This window comes from Amycolatopsis sp. NPDC058986 (genome assembly GCF_042741125.1).
Classification (GTDB): Bacteria; Actinomycetota; Actinomycetes; order Mycobacteriales; family Pseudonocardiaceae; genus Amycolatopsis.
The window spans coordinates 186464-209911 of record NZ_JBHYJW010000006.1; the positions used below are offsets into that span (position 1 = coordinate 186464).

20 protein-coding genes are annotated in these 23448 nt (G+C 70.3%); 13 read left to right on the plus strand and 7 right to left on the minus strand.

All coding sequences use genetic code 11. The annotated features are described in order from the left end of the window. The first annotated feature begins 87 nt into the window (after positions 1 to 87). From ACFW0G_RS08460 to ACFW0G_RS08470, 3 genes are read left to right on the plus strand one after another with little or no spacing between them, the layout of a single operon-like run. Entirely contained in the window at positions 88 to 1452 is a 1365-nt protein-coding gene (locus tag ACFW0G_RS08460; protein WP_378324210.1) for a M16 family metallopeptidase, read from the plus strand. Beyond that, entirely contained in the window at positions 1449 to 2198 is a 750-nt protein-coding gene (gene dapB, locus ACFW0G_RS08465; RefSeq protein WP_378324211.1) for a 4-hydroxy-tetrahydrodipicolinate reductase, read from the plus strand. Before ACFW0G_RS08460 ends, dapB begins: the two co-directional genes overlap by 4 nt. Further along, positions 2195 to 2641, plus strand: coding sequence for a tetratricopeptide repeat protein (locus ACFW0G_RS08470; RefSeq protein WP_378324212.1), 447 nt, complete (start codon positions 2195 to 2197; stop codon positions 2639 to 2641). Before dapB ends, ACFW0G_RS08470 begins: the two co-directional genes overlap by 4 nt. A gap of 3 nt (positions 2642 to 2644) precedes the next feature. On the opposite strand, the gene ACFW0G_RS08475 is transcribed toward ACFW0G_RS08470, so the two are convergent. Continuing rightward, positions 2645 to 5596 (minus strand): NACHT domain-containing protein, encoded by a 2952-nt coding sequence (locus tag ACFW0G_RS08475; protein ID WP_378324213.1) that lies wholly within the window; start codon positions 5594 to 5596, stop codon positions 2645 to 2647. Between the two features lie 137 nt (positions 5597 to 5733). Next, positions 5734 to 6162: a VOC family protein gene (locus tag ACFW0G_RS08480; RefSeq protein WP_378324215.1), complete on the minus strand. Its 429-nt coding sequence runs from the start codon at positions 6160 to 6162 to the stop codon at positions 5734 to 5736. A gap of 469 nt (positions 6163 to 6631) precedes the next feature. Between ACFW0G_RS08480 and ACFW0G_RS08485 the strand changes: the two genes are divergently transcribed. After that, positions 6632 to 8596 carry a collagen-like protein gene (locus ACFW0G_RS08485; protein ID WP_378324216.1) on the plus strand — a complete coding sequence of 655 codons (1965 nt, stop codon included), beginning with the start codon at positions 6632 to 6634 and terminating at the stop codon, positions 8594 to 8596. Between the two features lie 5 nt (positions 8597 to 8601). Further along, entirely contained in the window at positions 8602 to 9702 is a 1101-nt protein-coding gene (locus tag ACFW0G_RS08490) for a glycosyltransferase (protein ID WP_378324218.1), read from the plus strand. A 7-nt stretch (positions 9703 to 9709) separates the two neighbouring features. Here ACFW0G_RS08490 and ACFW0G_RS08495 read toward each other — a convergent pair whose 3' ends face one another. Continuing rightward, positions 9710 to 10231: a hypothetical protein gene (locus ACFW0G_RS08495; RefSeq protein WP_378324276.1), complete on the minus strand. Its 522-nt coding sequence runs from the start codon at positions 10229 to 10231 to the stop codon at positions 9710 to 9712. 147 nt (positions 10232 to 10378) lie between these two features. On the opposite strand from ACFW0G_RS08495, the gene ACFW0G_RS08500 reads away from it, so the two are divergent. Next, positions 10379 to 10891 (plus strand): GtrA family protein, encoded by a 513-nt coding sequence (locus tag ACFW0G_RS08500; protein WP_378324219.1) that lies wholly within the window; start codon positions 10379 to 10381, stop codon positions 10889 to 10891. 225 nt (positions 10892 to 11116) lie between these two features. Here ACFW0G_RS08500 and ACFW0G_RS08505 read toward each other — a convergent pair whose 3' ends face one another. Further along, positions 11117 to 11674 carry a GNAT family N-acetyltransferase gene (locus ACFW0G_RS08505; protein WP_378324220.1) on the minus strand — a complete coding sequence of 186 codons (558 nt, stop codon included), beginning with the start codon at positions 11672 to 11674 and terminating at the stop codon, positions 11117 to 11119. A 60-nt stretch (positions 11675 to 11734) separates the two neighbouring features. Here ACFW0G_RS08505 and ACFW0G_RS08510 point away from each other — a divergent pair, with 60 nt between their 5' ends. After that, positions 11735 to 12949: a winged helix-turn-helix domain-containing protein gene (locus ACFW0G_RS08510; protein WP_378324221.1), complete on the plus strand. Its 1215-nt coding sequence runs from the start codon at positions 11735 to 11737 to the stop codon at positions 12947 to 12949. Between the two features lie 86 nt (positions 12950 to 13035). Here the strand turns inward: ACFW0G_RS08510 and ACFW0G_RS08515 are convergent, their stop codons facing one another. After that, on the minus strand, positions 13036 to 13986 hold the full coding sequence (locus ACFW0G_RS08515; RefSeq protein WP_378324222.1) for a DUF4097 domain-containing protein: 951 nt from the start codon (positions 13984 to 13986) through the stop codon (positions 13036 to 13038). Between the two features lie 91 nt (positions 13987 to 14077). After that, the gene (locus ACFW0G_RS08520) at positions 14078 to 14596 is read right to left on the minus strand and encodes a toxin-antitoxin system HicB family antitoxin (RefSeq protein ID WP_378324223.1); all 519 of its coding nucleotides are present in this window, start codon (positions 14594 to 14596) and stop codon (positions 14078 to 14080) included. Between the two features lie 132 nt (positions 14597 to 14728). Between ACFW0G_RS08520 and thyX the strand changes: the two genes are divergently transcribed. The 6 genes from thyX (at position 14729) to ACFW0G_RS08550 (ending at position 21636) form a co-directional block, all read left to right on the plus strand. Continuing rightward, a complete protein-coding gene (gene thyX / locus ACFW0G_RS08525) occupies positions 14729 to 15481 on the plus strand; it encodes an FAD-dependent thymidylate synthase (RefSeq protein ID WP_378324224.1) in 753 nt (250 codons plus the stop codon). After that, positions 15481 to 15879 carry an ACT domain-containing protein gene (locus ACFW0G_RS08530; protein ID WP_378324225.1) on the plus strand — a complete coding sequence of 133 codons (399 nt, stop codon included), beginning with the start codon at positions 15481 to 15483 and terminating at the stop codon, positions 15877 to 15879. The genes thyX and ACFW0G_RS08530 overlap by 1 nt, the downstream gene beginning before the upstream one ends. 133 nt (positions 15880 to 16012) lie before the next feature. Then, positions 16013 to 17257 (plus strand): Nramp family divalent metal transporter, encoded by a 1245-nt coding sequence (locus ACFW0G_RS08535; RefSeq protein ID WP_378324226.1) that lies wholly within the window; start codon positions 16013 to 16015, stop codon positions 17255 to 17257. A gap of 67 nt (positions 17258 to 17324) precedes the next feature. Further along, positions 17325 to 18836 (plus strand): serine/threonine-protein kinase, encoded by a 1512-nt coding sequence (locus ACFW0G_RS08540; protein ID WP_378324227.1) that lies wholly within the window; start codon positions 17325 to 17327, stop codon positions 18834 to 18836. A gap of 92 nt (positions 18837 to 18928) precedes the next feature. Further along, positions 18929 to 19942 (plus strand): 4-hydroxy-tetrahydrodipicolinate synthase, encoded by a 1014-nt coding sequence (dapA, locus tag ACFW0G_RS08545; protein ID WP_378324228.1) that lies wholly within the window; start codon positions 18929 to 18931, stop codon positions 19940 to 19942. Continuing rightward, complete coding sequence (locus ACFW0G_RS08550) at positions 19939 to 21636, plus strand: ribonuclease J (protein WP_378324229.1); 1698 nt, start codon at positions 19939 to 19941, stop codon at positions 21634 to 21636. The genes dapA and ACFW0G_RS08550 overlap by 4 nt, the downstream gene beginning before the upstream one ends. Before the next feature lie 302 nt (positions 21637 to 21938). Here the strand turns inward: ACFW0G_RS08550 and ACFW0G_RS08555 are convergent, their stop codons facing one another. Beyond that, on the minus strand, positions 21939 to 23243 hold the full coding sequence (locus ACFW0G_RS08555; RefSeq protein WP_378324278.1) for an amino acid permease: 1305 nt from the start codon (positions 23241 to 23243) through the stop codon (positions 21939 to 21941). Positions 23244 to 23448: the final 205 nt, after the last annotated feature.

The following is a 23448-nucleotide window of genomic DNA, read 5'->3' on the forward strand; positions in this document are numbered from 1 at the left end:
TTTCGCAGGAGCAGTGGTCCGTGAAGGCCTCCTTACCGGCGCTCAACGCCGTAAGGAGGCCTTCACGGCACGTTGAGTAAGGATCCGATGGCACGGCAGGTTTCCGGGCACGAGCAGCCCGTCGGCAGTACCCGTACGCTGGAGTCCACTCCGGACGGTGCGGTGGTCAAGCGGAGCGTGCTCCCCGGCGGCCTGCGGGTCATCACCGAGCACGTCCCGGCGTCGCGCTCGGCCACGGTCGGGCTGTGGGTCGGCATCGGCTCCCGCGACGAGCCGATCGCGGTGGCGGGCGCCGCGCACTACCTGGAACACCTGCTGTTCAAGGGAACCGCGAACCGCGACGCCACCGCGATAGCCGAGGAGATCGACGCCGTCGGCGGCGAGTTCAACGCCTTCACCGCCAAGGAACACACCTGCTACTACGCGCAGGTGCTCGACGCGGACCTCCCGGTCGCCATGGACCTGGTCACCGACGTCGTGTTCGAGGCGCTGTGCGCGGACAGCGACGTCGAGACCGAGCGCAGCGTCGTGCTGGAGGAGATCTCCATGCGCGACGACGATCCCGAGGACCTGCTGCACGAGACGTTCGTCGGCGCGATCCTCGGCGATCACCCGCTGGGACGTCCGGTGCTCGGCACCGAGAAATCCATCATCGAGATGTCCGCGTCGGCGCTGCGCGGGTTCTACAAGCGCCGCTACACCCTGCCGCGGATGGTGCTCGCGGTCGCCGGGAACATCGAGCACGCGCAGGTGCTTCGCTTGGTACGCAAGGCTTTGCGCGACAGGCTGAACGGCGCCGGGACGCCCGTCGCGCCGCGTGCCGGGAAGGCCCGCGTCCGCACCGCGCGGAAGCTCGCCCTGCACACCGACGACACCGAGCAGGCCCACGTGATGCTCGGCCTGCACTCGCTGTCGAGGCACGACGAACGCCGCTTCGCGCTGTCGGTGCTCAACGCCGCGCTCGGTGGCGGGATGAGTTCGCGGCTGTTCCAGGAGGTCCGCGAGAAGCGCGGGCTGGCGTACCAGGTGTACTCCTCGGTCGCGAGCTACGCCGACACCGGCCACATGGCCGTGTACGCCGGTTGCCAGCCGGAGCGGCTCGGCGAGGTCGCCGGGGTGATCCGCGAGGTGCTCGACCAGGTCGCGCTGAACGGCCTGTCCGACGCCGAGGTCAAGCGCGCCAAGGGACAGCTGCGCGGCGGGATCGTGCTCGGGCTGGAGGACACCAGCTCGCGGATGTCCCGCATCGGCAAGAACGAACTGAACTACGGCCAGTACCTCGGTGTGGACGACACGGTCGCCCGGATCGACGCCGTCACCACCGAGGACGTGTGTGCGCTCGCTCGCACTCTGCTGCGCCGCCCCGGCGGGGTGTCGGCGGCCGCGGTCGTCGGCCCGTACGCTCACGCCGACGACCTGCCCGACGATCTGCACGAGGTGATCGCATCATGACCGGAACTCCGATTCGCGTGGGCGTGCTCGGCGCCCGTGGCCGGATGGGTGCCGAGGTGGTCAGCGCCGCCGAAGCCGCGCCGGACATGGAGGTCGTCGCGGCCGTCGACGCCGGGGACGATCTGGCGGCGCTCACCGGGGCACAGGTCGTCGTCGACTTCACCCATCCCGACGCGGTGATGGACAACCTGCGTTTCCTTGTGGAGCACGACATCCACGCCGTCGTCGGCACCACCGGGTTCTCGTCCGGCCGGATCGCCCAGGTGCGCAGCTGGCTGAAGGACAAGCCGTCGCTGGGCGTGCTGATCGCGCCGAACTTCGCCCTCGGCGCGGTGCTGGCGATGCGCTTCGCCGAGCAGGCCGCGAAGTACTACGACTCCGCCGAAGTCATCGAGCTGCACCACAACCGCAAGGCCGACGCGCCGTCCGGCACCGCGACGCACACCGCGCAGCTGATCGGCAAGGCCCGCGTCCAGGCGGGGATCACCCCCGGCGAGGACGCGACGACGTCCGAAGTGGACGGTGCGCGTGGTGCGGTCATCTTCGACGTCCGAGTGCACTCGGTCCGGCTGCCCGGCCTGGTCGCGCACGAGGAGATCCTGTTCGGCGGTCAGGGGGAGACACTGACCATCCGGCACGATTCGATGGACCGGACGTCGTTCATGCCCGGCGTGCTGCTCGGCGTGCGTTCGGTGGTCGCCAAGCCCGGCCTGACGGTCGGCCTGGAGAACGTGCTCGACCTGTGAAAGCCCGCAATTTCGCGCTGGTGATGACCGCCGCGCTGGTGGTGTACCTGGTGCTGCTGGCCGGACGCGCGTTCGCGTTGTTCGCGACCGGGGAGCCGGTCGGGATCCTGCTCGGCGCCGGTGTGTTGCTGCTGCCGCTGCTCGGGATCTGGGTCGCGGTGGTGACCTGGCGTTCCGGCGTCCAGATCCAGCGTCTCGCGCGGCGCCTGGAGTCCGAGGACGCGTTGCCGGACGTCTCGGACCTCCCGCGCCGCCCGTCCGGACGCGTGGACCGGGACGCCGCCGACGCGTGGTTCGACGCGCGGCGCGCCGAGGTCGAGGCGAACCAGGAAGACTGGCGTGCCTGGTACAAGCTGGCCTACGCCTACGACATCGCGGGCGACCGGCGCCGCGCACGGGCGACCATGCGCAAGGCGGTCCAGCTGGAATCGGCGGACCGCTGACGCTCACCCGACGGCGAGCACGATCGCCCCGCTGAGCAGCCCGTTCTCCTGGCTCTGCTCGAGCGCGGTCAGCCCGGCGACGATCTCCCAGAACATCGCCTGATGGGCGCTGAGCGACGGCTCCCCGGCCAGGCACAGCGCGGCGAGGCGAGTCGCCGTGAAGGTTTCCCGGGGGACTTCGGTGCGCGCGGGCAGCCCCTCGCCGAACTCCCGGACGGTGCCGGTCACTTCGTGCCGCCAGGTACCGGGCTCCGACGATGAAGCCGCGGCGCACACCTCGTCGATCTTCTCGCGGAGGACACCGGGCGGGATCAGGTACTGGAACTCCGTCTGTTCCGGCACCTGCGCCAGGAACGCGGTGGGGAAGTCAGGGGCGGCTTCGACCGTTTGGTGTGCTTCACGCCGCACCTGCTCCACGGCCTGCCCCAGCACGGTCCCGATCATCTCGCGCAGGCGTTCCAAGATCCCGACCGGATCCTTCCGGAGCGCTGAGTCGGTCCACGAGTGCGGGTGGAAGCTACCACCACCACCGACCAGCTGCGATTCCACTGTGGACATGAGGTGGACGGCCTCGTCGTAACCGATCGGCTCCCCGCCCCGGCGCACGGCCTGGATGTCGTCGGTGACCCAGTCGAACTCGCCGAGAGCGCTTTTCCCTGCGTGCAACAGGTTCCCGGGGTAGACCTGAAGCCCGAGTGCTTCGTCCAGCCGGGTCACCGGGGCTGCGAAACCGTTCCCGGAATGGATTCTCCCGAGGAGTTTCCTGGCATAACCGCCGTCCGCCTTGCTGATCGCCAAGGCGAGCCACAGCAGCATCAGCCGGGTCTGCGGCAGTTCCGGCCGGCGAAGGTCGGCGTCCACTCGCCGTCGCACGGTTTCCGCGTCGATCTCGTACGGATCGCCGCCTCGCCGGTAGGTCCACAGCTCGGGACCGTCCTCGCCCGTGATCCAGAGACTGCCGATCCCAGCTTCCCGGATCATCGCCCGCACCGACGGCGTCTCCACTTCGTCGAACGACGGAAGCCGGTAGGACGGACCACCGGTCGTCGCCTTGTTGACCCAGCGGACGAGCCCCGTCGCGTCCTTCGCGCCCAGCCCCGAAGCCGGTTGTGTAGTCGAGATGCCTCCACCGGGAAAATCGCGGTACAGCGAGTACGTGCTTACACTCACCGGCGAGCGGCAGACCGCCGCGGTGTCGCCGATCCGGATCCGGCCGCGCAGTTCGCGGGTGACCAGCGAGCCGGCGACCTGTTTTCGAAGGTCGGGCGGGGCCGTTGACGAGTGAGCGGCTTCGAGCCATTGCTCCACCTGCGCGTGTAAGTCTTGTGACAGGCCTGTGCCTTGCTCGGCGCAATCGACGGCGAGCAGGAGTGCAGCGCTGTCGGTCGACTCCAGGCACGCGCGGACGATCGCGTCAGCCGGCGTGCGGGCCGCATACAGCAGCGTCGTCTCACGCCACCACGGTTCCGTGACGTTCTCCACCAGAACGCGTTCCAGGCGTTCGGTGCGGACGTGCTCGGCCGCCAGGTATTCCTGCAGAGTCTGGTGGGCGAAGGAGTACGCGTCGGGCTCACGCTCGATCAGCAGGCCGTTGGACGTGAGATCGGCGAGCAGGTCTTCGGCGGTGAGGGCTTCGGTGCGCTGTGGGCCTCGACGCCGCAGCGCCGAGAGCAGGCCGTCGCGTGAGACGTCCCGAGAGCGTCTTTGCATCATGTCGAACGCCAGTCGCTGGAGCAGGGACTCCTTGACGTCGGCGCCGAGCACCGGCAGGTCCTTGGCCTCCTGACGCGTGCGCAGCACGACCCGGCAGATTTCGCCGTACAGCTCGGCCCGGCTGCCAGGTAGTGCGCCGGATTCCCGGTGCACGTTGGCGATCATGGTGAGCAGCAAGGGATTGACCGTGAGTTCGTACAGTTCCGGCGATCGCTTCAGCCGGTCCAGCAGATCCAGCGACCGGGCCTTCGCGGCCGCGCGGCCGTCGCCCGCCGAGGCCCGGCTCTCCACGGCCAGGTACCAGGCCCGGACGAACGCGTCGACCTGCTCGTCGGTGAACGGGCGCACCTGGAGCACGACGGCGCCCTCGACCCGCGCGGACCGATAGCCCTGCGGCCGGGAGGTGATCACGAAGTCGTTGCGCGCGTAGCGGGTGCACTGCCGCTCGACCCAGCGGGCCACCTCGGTGCGGTCCCGCTGGTCCGCGACTTCGTCGAAACCGTCCAGCTGCACGACGCAGCGTCCGGAGGACAGCTGTAGCTCGAACCATCCGGCGGCGCCGTCGATGCCGTACTGCTTGACTTGCCGCCCGATCAGTTCGGACAGGGCCACCTGCGGGTTCGCCACGATCGCGGCGGCGTGGTCGCGCAGGAAGAGCAGAACCGGGATCGGGCGCCTGCCCCGCCGGGAACGGCACAGGTGCCGGGCGGTGTGCCGGAGCAGGGTCGTCTTGCCGCTGCCGGGCGCGCCGAGCACCGCGAGCACCACCGGCTTGGGCTCGCCGATGAGCGTGCCCAGCTTGAGCCGTCCCGTCCCGGTGTCGTCCGTGAGCAATCCGGCGGGAACGCGGTCCGGCGCCTGGTACATCAGGCTGACGTCGACGTAGACCTCGTCCAGTTCGGGGGTGTAGAACCCGACGACCGCGAGCCCGCGCAGATCGACGTACCGCAGGGAGGCGGCCAGCACTCGCCGGTACCGCCGGGCGTAGCGCGAAAGCCGCATGCGGACGGCCTGGTCGGTCCGGTCGGCCACCCGGCCCGTCCAGCGTTGCCGGAGTTCGCGCCACACGTCCCGGAAGAACCCGCCCATGGCGAGGAGTGCGAGATAGGAGACGCTCAGCACCACGGTGAGCACCCGGTCCTCGGCGACCGTGCCCCACCACACGCCGAGACCCACCACGGGCAGGCTGCCCAGCACCGCCAGCCCCGCGAAGCGCTTCTTCGAACTCCCAGTGTCCGTCATCGCGCATCATCCTCGCACCCCGAGCCCCGGTGTCACACGGTAGATACACCGGTAATTCACACGGCGAATGGGCTGCGAACCTCCGTGTCGTCCCTCCGAATACGCGTGTCGTCCGCTCGGGTAGGCGACCTGGCCGGTCAGGCGTCGGAGCGGTCCCGTGCCTCGTGCGGGATGAGCGGGTTCTCGCCGCGTGCCTTCAGTTCCTGCACGGTCCACGTGTTGCCGTCCGGATCGCTGAACCCGAAGAACGTGCTGCCGTCCCGTTCGTCGAGCCTCGTGATTTCACCGGCCTCGACGCCCCGTGAGATCAGCTCGGCCCGCGCGGCTTCGGCGTCGGCGACGCACAGTTGAAGGCCGCGAAGCGATCCGGGCTTCATTTCCTTGTGTGCGGGCAGGTCGCCGAGCACGATCGAACAACCGGACCCCGCCGGCGTCAGCTGCACGATGTGCATGTGCTCGTTCGTCACGTCGTGGTCGAGCGCGAAACCGACCTGGTCCCGGTAGAAGGCGACCGCGCGGTCGATGTCGCTGACCGGCAGGATGACCACTTCGAGTGTCCAGTCCACGAGGAACCCTTTCGTGTCGGAGGCGAGCCGCATCGGCAGTCGGGAACACTACCGCCCCGCACCGGCAAAATCCGGTGGACGGGAGCCGGGGTGTGCGCGACCCTGGTCGAGCGCGTCGGCGTCACCGGCGGCAGGGGCTTGCCGAAAACGGGATTCGCCGACGAATAATGCGATCGCTGGAAATGTGAATACCTCACCGTTTGCGCGTGATAAATTGCTAATCATCAGCGTGGTGTCAGGTAAAAGTACAGTTGCTGATCCGACCGGGTGAAAACCGCTTCGAGGCGTTTTCACACAGTCGGGACGCGGGCATAGTCGGCAGCGCTCCGCTCGGTGAGGGCTACAGCGAAAGCGTTGGGGTAGGGCGGATGTGGAGACTTCACGGTGATCGGAGAAGTCCGTGCGGCATCATCACGACCTGATCGTCCAATTTCGCCACAACCTCGTTCGTGACGTGCAGAAACGTGCCGTGAACGAGTCGCTGCGGGACAACCTCGCGCTGGCCACGCCGGTGACCCGCGTCGTCGCGCACAGAATTCCGCCGTTTCAGGCGAAAGCGCACTGGGAGAGTCCGGAGCTCGCCGTCGCGGGCGAATGCCTGCGGCTGTCCGTGAAAGTCCGCGGCGGCGCACGGCATTCCCTGAAAGGCATCAACCTGATCATGGAAGGCGCGGTCAACGCCGACTGCCGCCCCGAAGTCGTCTTCGCGAAGGACGGCAGGCCGGTGGCGCGGTTGACGGCACCGGCCGCGTCCGCCCTCCGCCTGGCCGACCTGAAGCTCAGCTACCCCGGGGACGAGGAAGCACTGTCCTGGCTCGACGCCAGGATCGAGCGGACGCTCCTGCGTCCCGTGCTCGGCAGGAAGCTGATGAAACACCTGGCCGGCCTGCCCCTGACCTATCTGCCGGACTCGGTTCCGCCGCGGCAGGGGGCCGCGACCGTCGCGGTCGATCCGCACGCGGAAGCACTTTCGCTCACCCTGGGCGACGCCGGTCCCGCGCCGCGGGGGAGTTTTCTGTCCGACCCGACGGCGAACCTCGCGGTGGCCTACAGCGAGGCAGGGCTGAACGACGTGCTCAGCAGGTTGTGCGAGCGGGAGCTCGCGAGCGGCACCACAATCCTCGGCGAGGACCTGGTTTCCTGGCGCTGGACCTGGCTCAAGGTCGCCTTGACCGCACACGAGCACGTGCACCTCGCCGGCGAGGTGCGGTGTGGCGGGCGGACGCTCCCGGTCGACGCCACGGCGGTGTGCTCGCTGACCGCGGCCAAGCGGCTGTCCGTCCGCTTCCGCACCCTGGCGGCGTCCTCGGCGGAGTCCGAACTCCTCGCCGGGGCCACGGCCGAGCTGCTCGGCCGCGTCTTCGCGGGGCCCGCACCAGAACTCCGGCAACGGTTCCGGGTCCCGGGTACGGACATCGCCGTCGACGCGCCCGTCGTGGCCGTCGCGGTCAAGGACAGGCACCTCGTCGCCCTCTACGACACGCCGCTGGACGATCAACGTTCCCTGCTCACCATCGACGACGCGAAGCCGAAACCCCGGATCGTCCAGCCGATCGTGCCCCAGCAGACCGCGCCGGGCGCACCCGTCGCCGTCCACCTCGACGCCACGCTCGCGAACTCGACCGAACCGCCCTACGACTACGTGTGGCGGACGGACAACGGCGCCAGGCTCAAGCACGGTCACGGACCGGCGGCGACGGTGACCACGGCAAAGGCCTTGCTCACCGGCGGCACCGAGCAGGCCACGTCCCTGAAGCTCGCCACCGTCAAGCTCAAGGTCGTCGATCTGCTCGGCCAGGTCGGCGAGACCGAGTTCGACGCCACCTATCGTCCTGCGCTTCCCTTGCGGGACAACGATGACGGCGCCGTCTCGAACGCACCGCCCGCCGAGCGCCGCACGGAATCGGTTCGCCACGGCGGGGCGACGATGGGCAGCCCGCGGGTGATACCCCTGTCGGCGGTCACCGCTGCCGTCATCGCACTCGGCGGCGGCGCTGTCGGCGGCGCCGCCGGAGGACTGCTGGGCGGCAACATCGGCTACGAACGCGGGCGGCACGATCCGGCCGCCGACCGGCAGGGACCGGCCGGACCTCCCGGAACCTCGGGCGCACCGGGGGCCGCCGGCCCGGCCGGACCGTCGGCGTCACGCGGGGCACCTGGGCCGGCCGGGCCGTCGGCGTTGCCCGGAGCGACCGGACAGTCCGGTCCGGCCGGTGCCACCGGACAGTCCGGGCGCACCGGGCCTTCGGGTGTTCCGGGTGCGACCGGGCCGTCGGCACCTCCCGGCGCGACCGGCGCCACGGGCCCGGCCGGACCCCCGGGCCCCGCTGGGCCACCGGGGCCCGCTGGGCCACCGGGGCCCGCGGGACCGCGCGGCCCGGCCGGACCTTCCGGTCCTCCTGGTCCTCCGGGGGGATCCGGCGGTGGCGGGTAGCCCGGATGGCCGCGCGTCTGTCGCTCACGATGATCGTGCGGGACGAGGAGCCCCTGCTCGGGCGTGTCCTGCGCGATGCGGCCGGGTTCTGCGACGAACTGGTTGTCGTGGACACCGGCTCGCGGGATCGGACCCGCCGGGTCGCGCGGGAAGCGGGCGCCCGGGTCCTCGACGTCGGCTGGGAGGACGACTTCGCGGCCGCCCGGAACTTTTCCCTCGATGCCTGCACCGGCGATTGGGTGCTGTGGCTCGACGCCGACGACGTCGTATCGCCCGATGTGCAAGCGGCGCTGCGTACCGCGAAACGGGAAATCCTGACCGAGGAACTGGACGCCGTCACCACGCCGTACCACTACGCTTTCGACGCGGACACCGGTGCTTGTCTCCACACTTTCCCTCGTGAGCGGCTCGCCCGCAGAGTGGCGGGTCTGCAGTGGACGGGCGCGGTGCACGAATTCCTCGACATACCGGGGAATCGCGTGCTGCACCGAGCGGATCTCGCCGTCGAACACCGCCCGGACCCGGCGAAGCGCGCCGCGAAGAGCGGCCGGAATCTCCGCATCATCGAGCGAATGGTGCGCGAGGGCGACCACTCGTCACGTACGCGGTATTACCACGCCTGCGAACTTCGCGATGCCGGACGCTACGCCGACGCTCTCGACGCGTACGCGGCATACCTCCGAAACCCCGGCAAGGAGTGGGAGGAGTACACGGCCCTGCTCAGCGCCGCCGAATGCGCCGAAAAGCTTGGGCGCACCGGCGACGCTGCCGAGCATCTGCACGCGGCGTTGCGGTTGGATCCCTCACGGGCGGAGGTATTCCTCCGGCTCGGGCTGCCGCACTTCGAACGTGGGGAATGGGCGAAAGCGCTGCCCTTCTACGCTGCCGCGTCAACCGCGGAAACACCTGTCGCGGGTTTTGTCTCCCCGCCCGATTACGGGTGGCGGCCGTGGGACTACCTGAGCGTCTGCCTCGCCCGGCTCGGCAGGCACGAGGACAGCATCGCGGCCGCGGTCACCTCGCTCGAGGCCGGTAATCCCGAGCGGGAAAGGGTTCTCGCGAACATCCGATGGTCGGCGGACCGGCTCCCGCGCCGACAAGAGTAGCCCGGCGTCAGAAGTGGAAGATTCCCGTGAACAGCGCGGGGGAGGCGGCCAGCAGGCTGAACCGGATCCAGCGACCGGCGATCCCGGCGGTGAGGAACGTCGCCAGCCGCATCCGGACCAGCCCGGCCAGCACGCTCGTCGCCATGAACGGCGGCAGCCCGACGATCGAACTCACCCCGTAGGTCCCGGCCATCCAGTGCGGATGCCGGTGACAGCGTTCGCGCAGCGCGTCGAGCCAGCCGCGGATCCGCTTCGTGCGCATCCGCCAGCGGTCGCGCCGCGGTGAGGGCGGGCGTTCGCGGTGCAGCCGGTCGTGCAGGAACCGGGGCAATTTGATCGAACCGCGCGCGGCGAGGAAGTACAGCAGCTTCCCGGCGATCTGGCCGACCGCGACGACCGCGCCCAGCGCCAGCCAGTGCAGGTCCGGATGGCTCGCGACCAGGCCGAGCAGGAACACCTCGACGTTGATCAGCGGGACGATCGCCGAGCCGAACGCGACGCCGAGCGTCACGAGCAGCCAGCCGATCATCATGCCTCCGGGGATGGGACGTCAGTCCAAGTTAGCAGCAGAATTCGCGCGCACACTGGGGTTAACCCCCGGGTTCCCGCGGTGGACCGCACCAGAAGATCACCTCCTGGTCGGCTCCCGGACACCTGACGCTGGGAGGCTGACCGGGTGGCCGATGACCACTCCGACCGTTTCGCCGCCTTCTGCGCGGCCGTCGTGCGCCGTCTGCCGTTCGGGCTTTCCCGGGTGGTTGCGCCGAGTTTCCTGGGGTTCGCGCTGATCAACGGGTTCACCTTCGGGGTGGACCTGCTGCTGCTCACGACGTTCCACGGCTGGCTGGGCTGGCCGCTGTGGCTGTCGATCTCGCTGGGCTACCTCGGCGCGTTCGGGCTCAGCTTCGTGCTCAACCGGGCCTTCAACTTCCGCTCGCACGCGCCGGTCGGCCGTCAGGTGGTGCTCTACGTGATCGCCATCGGGGTCAACTACGCCGCGTTCCTGCTCGGCGTCGGTGCCGGACTGGCGGCGCTCGGCGTGCAGTACCACCTTTCGCGGATCATCGCGGGCGCGTGCGAAGGCGTCTTCATGTACTCGGTGATGCGCTGGGTCGTGTTCGCGAACCGCGCCGAGCCGGTACCGGCCCGCGCCCCGTCACCCGCCTCCGCCGCGGACACCCGCCCCTGACCCTCGTGGCCGGAAGCTGGTCGGGACGCCGGGGGACATACGCCCGAATGTGGCGTTCGCTGCGTTCAACGCACCCAATGTGGCGTTCGGTGCTCCGCCCTTGCCCCCGCCGCCGCCCTCAACGGAGACGCTGCGCGTCCAGCCTTGATTCCACCCACCCAATGCCACATTGGGGCGCTCGACCACCGGGATCTCGGGCCGTCTTCGGAGCGGACGGGGGGCCGCTCAGCTCAGCCGGAGGTCCAGCGTGCCGGTCAGCCTGATCTCGCGCACCATGGTCTCGCCGGTGTCGAGCGTGCGGACCGTGCCGTCCGGTGCCCAGCCGGCGCGGCGGTAGAACCCCAGCGAGGCGTGATCGGACTGCGCGACCCAGGCGATGCCGCGCTCGGCACCGTCCTCACGCAGGCCCGACGCCGCCGTCGCGAGCAGCCGGCCCGCGTGCCCCCGACGTCCCCAGCGGGGTTCGACCAGCAGGGTCGCGATGAGGCCGGTGGTGGCGGCGTCCTCGGGCAGCGTGCCGTCGGCCGCGGCGACTTCACTTTCCGGGGCCAGGCCCGAGACGCAGAACCCGACCGTGAAATTCCCTTCCGTGGCCAGGTGGACGCGGGTGCCGGGGTAGCCGATCGTCTCTCGCCACGTCCCTTCGAGATCCGCGCCGACGAGGGTGCTGATCGCGTGCTCGCCGAGGATCTCGGTGTACGCGGCGCGCCACGTCTCGCGCTGGATCCGGGCGATCTCCCCGACGTCCCCGGCGGTCGCGGGGCGGACTGCGGCGTCGCTCATCCCGGCAAGATAGCGCGCCCGGCGAAAACTGTCGGGGGTGGCTGGCACCATGGCCTCACCATGCAGACGATCAGTATTCCGGTGGCCCGGCGCACCGCGCTGGCCGCACAGGGCTTCGCCGACCCGCGCCCGGACACCACACCGACCCGGCGCCATCTCAACCGTGTCCTCTCCCGGGTCCAGCTGCTGCAGCTGGACTCGGTGAACGTCGCGGTCCGGGCGCACTACATGCCGGTGTTCTCCCGGCTCGGCGCGTACGAGCCGGCGTTGGTGGACGAGGCCGCGTGGACGCATTCCGCGCGCAAACCTCGGCTGCTGCTCGAAACCTGGGCCCACGAGGCGAGCCTGCTGCCGGTGGAGGACTGGCCGTTGCTGCGGTCCGGCGCGAAACGGGACGGCTGGTGGAAGCACTACGGCCCGATCATCGAGCGGTCACCCGGCCTGGTGGACGACATCCTCGCGGTGGTCAAGGAGCTCGGCCCGATCGGCGCCGGGGGCATCGAGCGCGAGCTGGAAACCGGAGCCGCGGCACGGCCGCCGGGGTCGTGGTGGGAGCGGTCCGAGGTGAAGAAGGTGTGCGAGTACCTGTTCGGTGTCGCGCAGCTGACCACCGGCACCCGGAAGTCGTTCGAGCGGCTGTACGACCTGACCGAACGCGTGGTGCCGCCGGAGATCCTGGCCCGCCGGATGAGCGCCGACGAGGGCGCGCGGCGGCTGATCGACCGCTCGGCCCGCGCGCTGGGCGTCGCGACCGAGACGGATCTGCGCGACTACTACCGCCTGGGCCCGGCGGTGGCCCGGCAGGCGGTGTCCGAACTGGTCGAAGCGGGGCGGCTGGAGCCGGTGCAGGTGCGCGGCTGGAAGGCCGTCGCGTACCGGCACGTCGAAGCCCGTACCCCGCGGGCGGTCGCCGGGCGGGCGCTGCTGTGCCCGTTCGACCCGCTGATCTGGGAACGGGCCCGCACCGAACGGCTTTTCGGCTTCCACTACCGCATCGAGATCTACGTCCCCGAGGCGAAACGGGTCCACGGCTACTACGTGTTCCCGTTCCTGCTCGACGGCGAACTCGTCGGCCGCGTCGATCTCAAGGCCGACCGCGCCGCCGGGGTCCTGCGGGTGCAGGGCGCGTTCGCGGAGTCCACTGTGGACCATGGCAGGGTGACCGTCGAACTGGCGGCGGAACTCGCGCACATGGCCGAATGGCTTGGTCTCGACGGCGTCGTGGTGGGGAAGCGGGGTGATCTCGCGCCCGCACTCAAGCGCCTCGTCCGCTGAGGGATCCTGGCGTGCGCGGGCGGGCCTTCGATGCCACCCCCGGATCGAAGGCCCGCCCGTCCCCTCCTTCTTCCCCTTGTTCCCCCTTAGTGGGCCGCGCGGGTCACCACCGCGTTGCCGGAGCCCGTGCGGGCACGCACCCGCAGCTGCACGCCGCCTTCGGGCGCGCTGTCGGCGACGTCGAGTTCGCTCGACACCTTCCCGGCGCTGGAGGTGAGGTCGACCTCGGCGGCGGTACCGCCGCGGATGCCGACCCGTACCTCGCCCGAGCCGGTGATGAGTTCGAGCGAGCCGGACGCGGCCTCGGCCACGGACAGATCGCCGCTGCCGGTGCGGGCCATGACATCGCCCGCGACGGCGCCGAGCCAGACGTCGCCGGTGCCGGTGGTCAGCGTCGCCGACCCCGCGACCGAGGACGCCTCGACGCTGCCGCTGCCGGAGCGCAGCTGGAGTCCGGCCAGCGTCGGGCCGAGCTTGATGGCGCCGGTCCCGGTGCGCACGGTGACCGAGCCGTCGGCGCGGTCCAGCGACACCTTGCCGGAGCCGGTCAGCACGTCGGTCCGTCCCGCCGAACCGGTCACCGTGACGTCGGCCGCGCCCGCGCGGACCTCGACGTGCGAGCCCGCCGGCGCGTGCACCTTCACCGCGAGCGGGACGTTGCGCAGCTGCCACGCCTTGGCCGCCTGCACGGTCAGGCGGTTGCCGACCGACTCGATCCTGGCCTGGCGCACGGCCTCCGCCGGCGAGGCGCCGGGGTCGACGCCGAGCTGGTCGCCGAAGCGTTCGCCGACCCACGAAAGCAGGCTCGACACGCCGTCGACCCAGAACGGCTGGTCGCCCGCATCGTGCCGCAGCTCCACGCTCGCCCCGGATTCGCCCTCCAGCACGAGTTCGACGCGGCCGATCGTCACGCCGATGTCGAGTTCGAGCGGGCCTTCGGCGTCGAACTCCTGGCGCCGGACCAGCTCGTCCGCCGTTGGCACGGTGTTCGTTTCGGTGGGCTGCTCGGCCGGCTCGTTGACGTTCTCTTCGCTCATGCGATCGCCTCGCTCCGCGAGACTGTGTTCAATTCTTTTTGGCGCATGGTGTCCTCGATTCGCTCGCAAGCTTCGCTCATGTCGGTTCCCCTCAGCCCTGTACCCAGCCGTGCAACCGGCTGTCGGAGCGGTGTCCTGTGTGGTGCTGCGATTTCCCCTGCCAGTGGTGCCCCTGGCCCAGCGCGCCCTGGACGGCTTGGGACACGAACGTGTTGAGCGAGACGCCCTGCGCCGCGGCCGCCTGCTCGGCCTGGCCCTTGATCTGCTCGACCAGCCGCAGCGTGATACGGGCGATGTCGCCGCCGTCGACCGGCGGCGGGGGCGGCGGTGGCGTGCTCGCCCGGGGCTCGTCCCGGGATTCCGGGTCCCCGGCCCCGGTCACGACGACCCGGACGTCCCGGCCGTCGAGGCGGACGTCCACGACCTGGCCCGGCAGGGCGGCGGTCACTTCGGCGGCGAGGTCGGCCAGCGCGTTCATCAGGGTCAGCCGGACGGACGGTTCGAGTGCCGAGGACAGCAATGCGGCCGTTCGCCGGGTCTGCTCGTCCCCGGCGGAGGCCGTGCTCGCGAGGTCCTCGCGGAGGTTGTCGATATACGGCGTCAGGTCCATGACACCACTATGATGTCATTCGTGATGTCAGTCAAGGAAGTGGTGACATCATGCGGCGTCACACTGATGTCGCCGGGGTGGCGGCTAGTCTTCGGTGGAGTCGTGGGCGGGGCCGGAAGAAGGAGCGCGGACGTGGCCGAGATCGTGGCACCCCGGGTGCAGCTGATCGCGAAGACGGAGTTCTTCCCGCCGGAGGACGTCCCGTGGTCCACCGACGCCGACGGGGGAGAGGCGCTCGCCGAGTTCGCGGGCCGGGCCTGCTACCAGTCCTGGCAGAAGCCGAACCCGAAGACCGCGACCAACGCGGGCTACCTGGAGCACATCATCGACGTCGGGCACCTTGCGGTGCTGGAGCACGGTTCGGTGAGCTTCTACATCAGCGGGATCTCGCGCTCGCTCACGCACGAGCTGATCCGCCACCGGCACTTCTCCTACTCCCAGCTTTCGCGGCGCTACAGTCCCGAGCGCGACGCCGCCTTCGTCGAGCCGGACGTCATCGCGAACGACCCGGTGCTGCACGAAAAGTTCCTCGCCGCGACGAGCGCGAGCGTCGACGCCTACGCCGAGCTGCTGGCCGGTCTCGAGGAGAAGTTCGCCGACGCGCCGAGCGCGACGCTGCGCCGCAAGCAGGCCCGTCAGGCCGCCCGCGCCGTGCTGCCCAACGCCACCGAGACCCGCATCGTGGTGACCGGGAACTACCGCGCCTGGCGGCACTTCGTCGCGATGCGCGCCACCGAACACGCCGACGTCGAGCTCCGCGAGCTGGCCGTGGAATGCTTACGGCAGTTGCAAAAGGCGGCCGGGAACGTGTTCGCCGACTTCACCATTTCGACGCTGCCGGACGGCACCGAGGTCGCGTCGAGCCCGAAGGTCCTGGAAGGCTGATGAAACGACTCGCTATCGACGTACGCCCCGGCGAATACGCCGTCGTACGCCTGCCCGCCGACGCGCCCGCGCCGGAGTCCCTGCTGGACCCGGGTGAGCCGGTGCTGGTGTCGGTGACCCGGACGCCGGACGAGCTTTCGGTGATCTGCCCGGCCGGGCTGGCGCCCGAGGGCGGCACGGTGGAAGCCGGGTGGCGGCTGCTGACCGTCCGCGGCCCGCTCGAGTTCACCCTCACCGGCATCATCGCCGCGCTGGCGAGCGAACTGGCCGCCGCCGGCGTCGCGCTGTTCTCACTGTCCACTTTCGACACCGACCACATCCTGGTGCGGGCCGCCGAACTCGACCGCGCGGTCGCCGCACTGCGCGATTCGGGCCACGAGGTCGCCTACGCCTCCTGAGCCCGTGTTGGCCTGGGGGCGAAGGTGACCTCTGGGCCATCGGGGTCCGTGGGCACCGTCACCCTTGCGAGGGAAAGTTCGGCATGCCTAAACTTCGATTTAGGACGTCCGACAACTCGTGGTGGGGTGGCGCATGGCAGTGGCGGAGGCGGAAGCCGTCCGGCCGAGACTCGCCCGGCTGCGGGCGGGTTCGGCGCTGCTCGGCCCGGCGTTCGTGGCGGCCATCGCCTATGTCGACCCCGGCAACGTCGCCTCCAACATCAGTGCCGGCGCGAAGTTCGGCTACCTGCTGGTCTGGGTGATCGTCGCGGCCAACCTGATGGCCGTGCTGGTGCAGTACCTGTCCGCCAAGCTGGGGCTCGTCACCGGCCTGTCCCTGCCGGAGGCGCTGCGCGAACGGCTCCCGCGGTCCGCGCGGCTGGCGTACTGGGCGCAGGCCGAGGTGGTCGCGATCGCCACCGACCTCGCCGAGGTCGTCGGCGGTGCCATCGCGCTCAACCTGCTCTTCGACCTTCCGCTGCTGGCGGGCGGCCTCATCACCGGGCTCGTGTCGCTGACGTTGCTGATGGTCCAGGACCGCGGCGGCCAGCGGACGTTCGAGCGGGTCATCACCGGTCTGTTGCTGATCATCGCGATCGGCTTCCTGGCCAGCCTCTTCGTCGAACCGCCGTCGGCCGCGGGGACGCTCGGCGGGCTCCTGCCGCGCTTCAGCGGCACGGAAAGCGTCCTCATCGCCGCCGCGATGCTCGGCGCGACGGTCATGCCGCACGCGGTCTACCTCCACTCCGGCCTCGCCCGCGACCGGCACGGCAAGGCCGAGGGCGAGCGCAAGCGTGGTCTGCTGCGCGCCACGCGCGCCGACGTCGGGCTCGCGATGCTGCTGGCGGGCGCGGTCAACCTCGGGATGCTGCTGCTCGCCGCCACCAATCTCCAGGGCCGGGACGGCGTCGACAGCATCGAGGGCGCGCACCACGCTGTCGCGCAGGCGCTCGGCCCCGGGATCGCGCTGATGATGGCGATCGGGCTGCTCGCCTCCGGCCTGGCGTCGACGTCGGTGGGCGCGTACGCGGGCGCGATGATCATGCAAGGCTTGCTGCGCAAGCGAATCCCGATCGTGCTGCGCCGGCTGATCACGCTCGTCCCGGCGGTGGTCGTGCTCGCGCTGGGGGCCGATCCGAGCGCCGCGCTGGTCGTCTCGCAGGTGGTGCTGTCGTTCGGGATCCCGTTCGCGCTGGTGCCGCTGATCCGGCTGACCGGCGACCGCGCGCTGATGGGGGAGGACGCGAACCACCGGATCACCACGGTGCTCGGCTGGGTGATCGCCGCGGTGATCATCACGCTCAACATCGCGCTGATCTATCTCACCTTCGCGGGTTGACCGGAACCACACACCGGGCAAAGCGGTCCGACTAGCATCGGCGCGACCGTAGAAGGAGTACTGCCCGGTGATCGAAGAACCCACGCGCCCGCACGAGTCCGCCCACGCCGCGTCCGGCGGGAGAGTTCTCGGTGGCCGCTACGCGCTGCTCGGCGAACTCGGCCGGGGCGGCATGGGCGTCGTCTGGCGGGCGCAGGACCAGGTCATCGGCCGCCAGGTCGCGATCAAGGAGGTGCGGCTGCCGGATTCGGAGGGCCACGCCGTGTTCTCCGAACGCGTGCTGCGCGAGGTCCGCGCGGGCGGGCGGCTCAACGATCCGGCCGTGGTCACCGTGTTCGACGTGATCACCGACAGCGGCGCGACGTTCATCGTGATGGAGCTGGTCGAGGCGCCGACGCTGGCCGATCTCGTGCGCCGGCGCGGACCGCTGCCCGAGGTCCAGATCGCCCAGATCGGCGAGCGCGTGCTCTCCGCGCTGCAGGCCGCGCACGCCGCCGGGATCGTGCACCGCGACGTCAAACCGGCGAACATCATGGTCGCCCCGGACGGGCGGGTGAAGCTCACCGACTTCGGCATCGCGCACGCGGTGGACGATCCGCGCATCACCACCAGCGGCATGATCGTCGGCTCGCCCGCGTTCATGGCGCCGGAACGCGTCGAGGGCAGGGAAGCGCTTCCCGAGTCCGATCTGTGGTCGCTCGGCGCCACGCTGTTCTTCGCGGTCGAGGGGATCGTCCCGTTCGAACGGCCGACCACCGCGGCGACCCTGCACGCGATCATGACCGAGGTGCCCTATCTGACCAGGGGGCACGGCCCGCTCGCCGCCGCCATCCACGGGCTGCTGGTCGCGAAGCCGGAGGCCCGGCTCAACGCGGCGCAGGCCCGTCACCTGTTCGCGACCGCGGCCGCGCAGGGCGGCGCGTACACCCCGCCGCACGGCGGGACCGCGATGCTGCCGCCCGGCGGGCCGACCCGCGTCGCACCTGGACAGTCCACACCGGACGCGAAGCCGAACCGGCGCGCGTGGTGGCTTTCGGCCGCCGCGGTGCTGGTCGTCGCCGCGCTGGTGGGCGGATTCTTCCTCGGCCGCGCCGTGACGGCACCCGAGGCCGACCCGGCGCTGCAGCCGACCGCGACGTACGGCATCAACGGCACGGTCAAGCAGGCGATCGGCTCGTCGTCGAGGGACTGCTACAACGTCACCGTGCAGCAGGGCTCGGTCATCGGCAACGACAACGAGGTGAGCTGCGATCGCAGCCACACGCTGGAGGTCTACGAACTCGGCGAGCTCATCGAGGTCGGCAGCAACTACACCGACAAGGACGCCGTCGCCGTGCAGTATCCGGGAGCGGAGGCGGTCAACCGCGTCGCCGAGGCCCGGTGCGGGCTGGCGTTCCACTCCACTGTGGTCCCCGAGGCACAGCGGAACGGCCTGACCTATCGCGCGCTCGTGCCGAGCGAGGCGGAGTGGAACCGGGTGCCCGACGAGACGAAGCGGTACTCGCGCGGGTTCTACTGCCTGCTCGCCAGGACCGACGGCGGGCAGATGTCCGCGCAGATTCACACCAAGGTGAAGTAGAAGTTCCGCGGCCGGACCGCCTGGCGCGCAAAATCTTCACTCCGGCCAGGTCGGGACCGGGTTGGCCGGTCCGAGGGGGTACCGTCATGGTCATGTCCAACCCACCGACCGCAGCGCCAGGACGTCCGTTCGGGCGCGTGCTCACCGCGATGGCCACGCCGTTCGACGCCGATGGGGCGCTGGATCTGAAGCGGGCGCAGGAACTCGCCGAGCACCTCGTGGAGCTGGGCAACGACGGCCTCGTCGTCAACGGCACCACCGGCGAGAGCCCCACCACGACGGACAAGGAGAAGGCCGAGCTGATCCGCGCGGTGGTCGAGGCCGTCGGCGACCGGGCGACCGTCGTCGCCGGGGCGGGCACGAACAACACCGCGCACAGCATCGAGCAGGCGCGCGAGGCCGAAAAGGCGGGCGCGCACGGGCTTCTCGTCGTCACCCCGTACTACTCGCGGCCCAGCCAGGCCGGGATCTACGCGCACTTCACCACGGTCGCCGACGCGACCGGGCTGCCGGTGCTGCTCTACGACATCCCGCCCCGGTCCATCGTGCCGATCGAGGTCGACACGCTGCAGCGGCTCGCCGAGCACCCGCGCATCCTCGCGGTCAAGGACGCCAAGGGCGATCTGATCGCGGGCAGCGAGGTCATCGCGAACACCCACCTCGCCTACTACTCCGGCGACGACGGCCTGAACCTGCCGTGGATCTCGGTCGGCGGCGTCGGCGTGGTCAGCGTCATCGGGCACGTCGTGGCGGGCCGGATCCGCGCGATGATCGACGCCTACGAGAACGGCGACACCTCCACCGCGCGCACGAACCACCGCGGCATGCTCCCGGTGCTGCGCGCGATGTCGCGGGTCGGCGGCGTCATGTTCGTCAAGGCCGCGCTGCGCCTGCGCGGGTTCGGCATCGGCGACCCCCGGCTGCCGATCGTGGGCGTGTCGGAGGAGCAGAACAGGCTCATCGCCGCCGATCTCGCCCAGGCGGGCGTGCCCCTCGACGAGGGCGCGGCCCAGGACTGGCATGGTGCACAGGTGGCACAAGCAGACTCGCGGGCGGCCTACGTCGCGCCCACTTCACACACCAGCGTTGGGACCATGCCCCGGTGACTTCTCTCGCGACCGGACCCGGCCCGACCAACGCCCCGCCCGCTCTCCCCGAAGGCGCCTTGCGCGTGGTCGCGCTGGGCGGGATCGGCGAGGTCGGCCGCAATATGACCGTTTTCGAGTTCGGCGGGCGGCTGCTCATCGTCGACTGCGGGGTGCTCTTCCCCGAGGACGACCAGCCCGGCGTCGATCTCATCCTGCCCGACTTCCGGGCGATCGAGGACCGGCTCGACGACATCGACGGCCTGGTGCTCACGCACGGGCACGAGGACCACATCGGCGCGGTGCCGTTCCTCCTCCGGCTGCGGCCCGATCTGCCGATCTACGGCTCGAAGTTCACCAACGCGCTGCTCGCGGCGAAGGCCAAGGAGCATCGCCAGCGGCCCAACCTGATCGAGGTCCGCGAGGGCGAGCGGCGCGACGTCGGCGTCTTCAACCTCGAGTTCTTCGCGGTCAACCACTCCATCCCGGACGCGCTCGCGGTCGCCATCCGCACCCCGGCCGGGGTCGTGCTGCACACCGGGGACATCAAGCTCGACCAGCTGCCGCTGGACGGGCGGCTGACCGACCTCGCCGGGTTCTCCCGGCTCGGCGACGAGGGTGTCGACCTGTTCTGCGTCGACTCCACCAACGCCGAGGTGCCCGGGTTCGTCATGCCCGAGCGGGACATCGGCCCGGTCATCGACGACGTCATCCGGCGGGCCCAGCAGCGGGTGATCGTGGCGTGCTTCGCCAGTCACGTGCACCGCGTGCAGCAGGTGCTGGAGGTCGCGCAGCGGCACGGCCGCAAGATCGCGTTCGTCGGCCGGTCGATGGTCCGCAACATGGGGATCGCGGCCGAGCTCGGCCTGCTCGACGTCCCCGAGGGCCTGCTCGTCGACCTGGACCAGGCCAGCACCCTGCCGGAGAGCAAGGTGCTGTTCGTGTCGACCGGTTCGCAGGGCGAGCCGCTCTCGGCGCTGTCGCGGATGGCCCGTGGCGAGCACCGCCAGATCTCCATCCGTGCCGGGGACACCGTCGTGCTGGCGAGCTCGATGATCCCGGGCAACGAGACCGCCGTGTTCGGTGTCGTCAACGGCCTCACCCGGCTCGGTGCGAACGTGGTGCACCAGGGCAACGCGAAGGTGCACGTCTCGGGACACGCGTCGGCGGGGGAACTGCTGTACCTCTACAACGCGGTGCGGCCGAGCAACGTGATGCCGGTGCACGGCGAGTGGAAACACCTGCGGGCCAACGGGGAACTGGCCGTGCGCACCGGCGTGGCGCCCGACAACGTCGTCATCGCCGAGGACGGTGTCGTCGTCGACCTGGTGGACGGCAAGGCTTCGCGCACCGGCCGCGTCGAGGTCGGGCACGTCTACGTCGACGGGCTTTCGGTCGGCGACGTCGGCGAGTCGACGCTTTCGGACCGGCTCGTGCTCGGTGAGGGCGGGTTCATCGCGATCACCGTCGCCGTGGACTCCAGCACCGGCCGCGCGATGAGCAGCCCGAAGGTGTCCGGTCGCGGGTTCTCCGACGATCCCAAGGCACTCGACGCCGTCGTCCCGCTGGTGGAGATGGAACTGGCGCGCACGGAGGCCGAGGGCATCACCGACACGCACCGGATCGCGCAGGCGGTGCGCCGGGTCGTCGGCCGCTGGGTGGCCGACACCTACCGGCGCCGCCCGATGATCGTCCCGACCGTCATCCCGGTCTGAGTCGTCTGTCCTTTGTAGACTCCAAGGCCGTGAAGGCCTCCTTCACAGCGTTCAACGCTGTGAAGGAGGCCTTCACGGCATTTCGGGAACGCGGGTTTCAGCGCCGGGCGGCCGCCACGGACAGGGCGAACGCCACGGTGAGCAGCTGACGGGCGAGTGCGCGCCGGGCACGGCGCTGGTCGGCTCGGCTGGGACGGTTCACGGTTACCCCCTTGGTGTGTCGCCCCATCGTCGGCGATCTGCCGGGGGTGGCACATCCCGCCGAGGTGCCAGGTGGGTCCCACCCGGGTATGAACCTGTCCCTAGGGGGCAGGGGCGCGGCGGCGCTGCAGGAAGTAGACGCCGAGGATCACCGCGAGGCTGATCAGGCTCAGGTACAGCTGTGCGCGGGCGTCGGCGTCGACGAAGAGCATCGAGGCGACGACCGCGAGCGTGCAGGCCAGGGTGAACCAGCTGAGCCACGGGTAGCCCCACATCCGGAGTCCGAGCTTCTCCGGTGCTTCGGCTTCGAGCCGTCGCCGCATCCGCAGCTGGGAACCGGCGATGATGGCGTAGACGAACATCGCCACGGCGCCCGCGGAGTTGATGATGAAGTAGAAGATCTTGTCCGGGGAGACGTAGTTCATCGCGACGGCGACGTAACCGACCACAGTGGACACCAGGATGGCTTTCCACGGCACACCACGGGAATTCGTGTCCGCGATCCAGCGGGGTGCCCAGCCGTGGCGGCGCAGCGCGAAGAGCATCCGGGACGCGGTGTAGAGGCCGGAGTTCAGCACGGACAGCGCCGCGGTGAGCACCACGACGCTCACGATGGTCTCCGCGGCCGGTATCCCGAAGCGGCCGAACGCCGCGGCGAACGGGCTGGTTTCGCTCGGGATGTCGCGCCACGGCGTGATCATCACCAGGAGCGCGACCGAGCCGACGAAGAAGATGATGACCCGCCAGACGATCGTCGAGGTCGCCTTGCGCACCGCCGTCGCGGGTTCGCTGGACTCGGCGGCGGCGATGGTGACGATTTCCGTGCCGAAGTAGGAGAAGATCACGATCACGACGCCGTGGAGCACGGCGAACCAGCCGTTGGCGACGAACCCGTCGCGGCCGATATTGCCGATCGAGAACGTCGCGTGCGGCCAGAGCCCGAGGACGAACAGTACGCCGATCACCAGGAACACCACGATCGTCGCGATCTTGATCGAGGCCAGCCAGAACTCCGTCTCGCCGAACGAACGCGCCGATGCCAGGTTCGTCGCGGTGAGCAGCAGCATGAGCGCGAGCGAGAACACCCACTGCGGGACCGAGGGCACCCAGCTCGCGAGGATCTTCGCGCCGGCGACGGCCTCGAACGCGACCACGCCGACCCAGAAGTACCAGTACAGCCAGCCGATCGTGAACCCGGCCCAGCCGCCGAGCGATTCGCGGGCGTACTCCATGAACGAGCCCAGCGTCGGCGCCGCCGTCGCCATCTCGCCGAGCATGCGCATGACCAGTACGACGAGCAGGCCGCCGAACGCGTAGGACAGCACGGCCGCCGGTCCCACCGTGTGGATCACCGCGCCGCTGCCGATGAACAGGCTGGCCCCGATGATCCCGCCGAGCGCGATCATCCGGACGTGCCGCTGCCGCAGGTTCGGGCGCAGTCCTTCGGCCTCGGTCTTCGTGCTCGTCACGATGCCACCTCCCAGAACCCCCTCAGGATGGGGGATTGTCGCACCGCGCGCAGATCCCGCCAAGACTTTGCGCATACACGGCCGAGATGCCCCGGCGAGATGCCGTCAAGGCCACCTTGCGGGCGTCCGGTGCCCGTAAGGT

Excerpts from the sequence above, each read along its gene's own strand:
- ACFW0G_RS08460 (WP_378324210.1), top strand. The coding sequence starts at position 88 with ATGGCACGGCAGGTTTCCGGGCACGAGCAGCCCGTCGGCAGTACCCGT.
- dapB (WP_378324211.1), top strand. The coding sequence starts at position 1,449 with ATGACCGGAACTCCGATTCGCGTGGGCGTGCTCGGCGCCCGTGGCCGG.
- ACFW0G_RS08475 (WP_378324213.1), bottom strand. The coding sequence starts at position 5,596 with ATGACGGACACTGGGAGTTCGAAGAAGCGCTTCGCGGGGCTGGCGGTG.
- ACFW0G_RS08490 (WP_378324218.1), top strand. The coding sequence starts at position 8,602 with ATGGCCGCGCGTCTGTCGCTCACGATGATCGTGCGGGACGAGGAGCCC.
- ACFW0G_RS08495 (WP_378324276.1), bottom strand. The coding sequence starts at position 10,231 with ATGATCGGCTGGCTGCTCGTGACGCTCGGCGTCGCGTTCGGCTCGGCG.
- ACFW0G_RS08505 (WP_378324220.1), bottom strand. The coding sequence starts at position 11,674 with ATGAGCGACGCCGCAGTCCGCCCCGCGACCGCCGGGGACGTCGGGGAG.
- ACFW0G_RS08510 (WP_378324221.1), top strand. The coding sequence starts at position 11,735 with ATGCAGACGATCAGTATTCCGGTGGCCCGGCGCACCGCGCTGGCCGCA.
- ACFW0G_RS08515 (WP_378324222.1), bottom strand. The coding sequence starts at position 13,986 with ATGAGCGAAGAGAACGTCAACGAGCCGGCCGAGCAGCCCACCGAAACG.
- ACFW0G_RS08520 (WP_378324223.1), bottom strand. The coding sequence starts at position 14,596 with ATGGACCTGACGCCGTATATCGACAACCTCCGCGAGGACCTCGCGAGC.
- ACFW0G_RS08530 (WP_378324225.1), top strand. The coding sequence starts at position 15,481 with ATGAAACGACTCGCTATCGACGTACGCCCCGGCGAATACGCCGTCGTA.
- ACFW0G_RS08535 (WP_378324226.1), top strand. The coding sequence starts at position 16,013 with ATGGCAGTGGCGGAGGCGGAAGCCGTCCGGCCGAGACTCGCCCGGCTG.
- dapA (WP_378324228.1), top strand. The coding sequence starts at position 18,929 with ATGTCCAACCCACCGACCGCAGCGCCAGGACGTCCGTTCGGGCGCGTG.
- ACFW0G_RS08555 (WP_378324278.1), bottom strand. The coding sequence starts at position 23,243 with ATGATCGCGCTCGGCGGGATCATCGGGGCCAGCCTGTTCATCGGCAGC.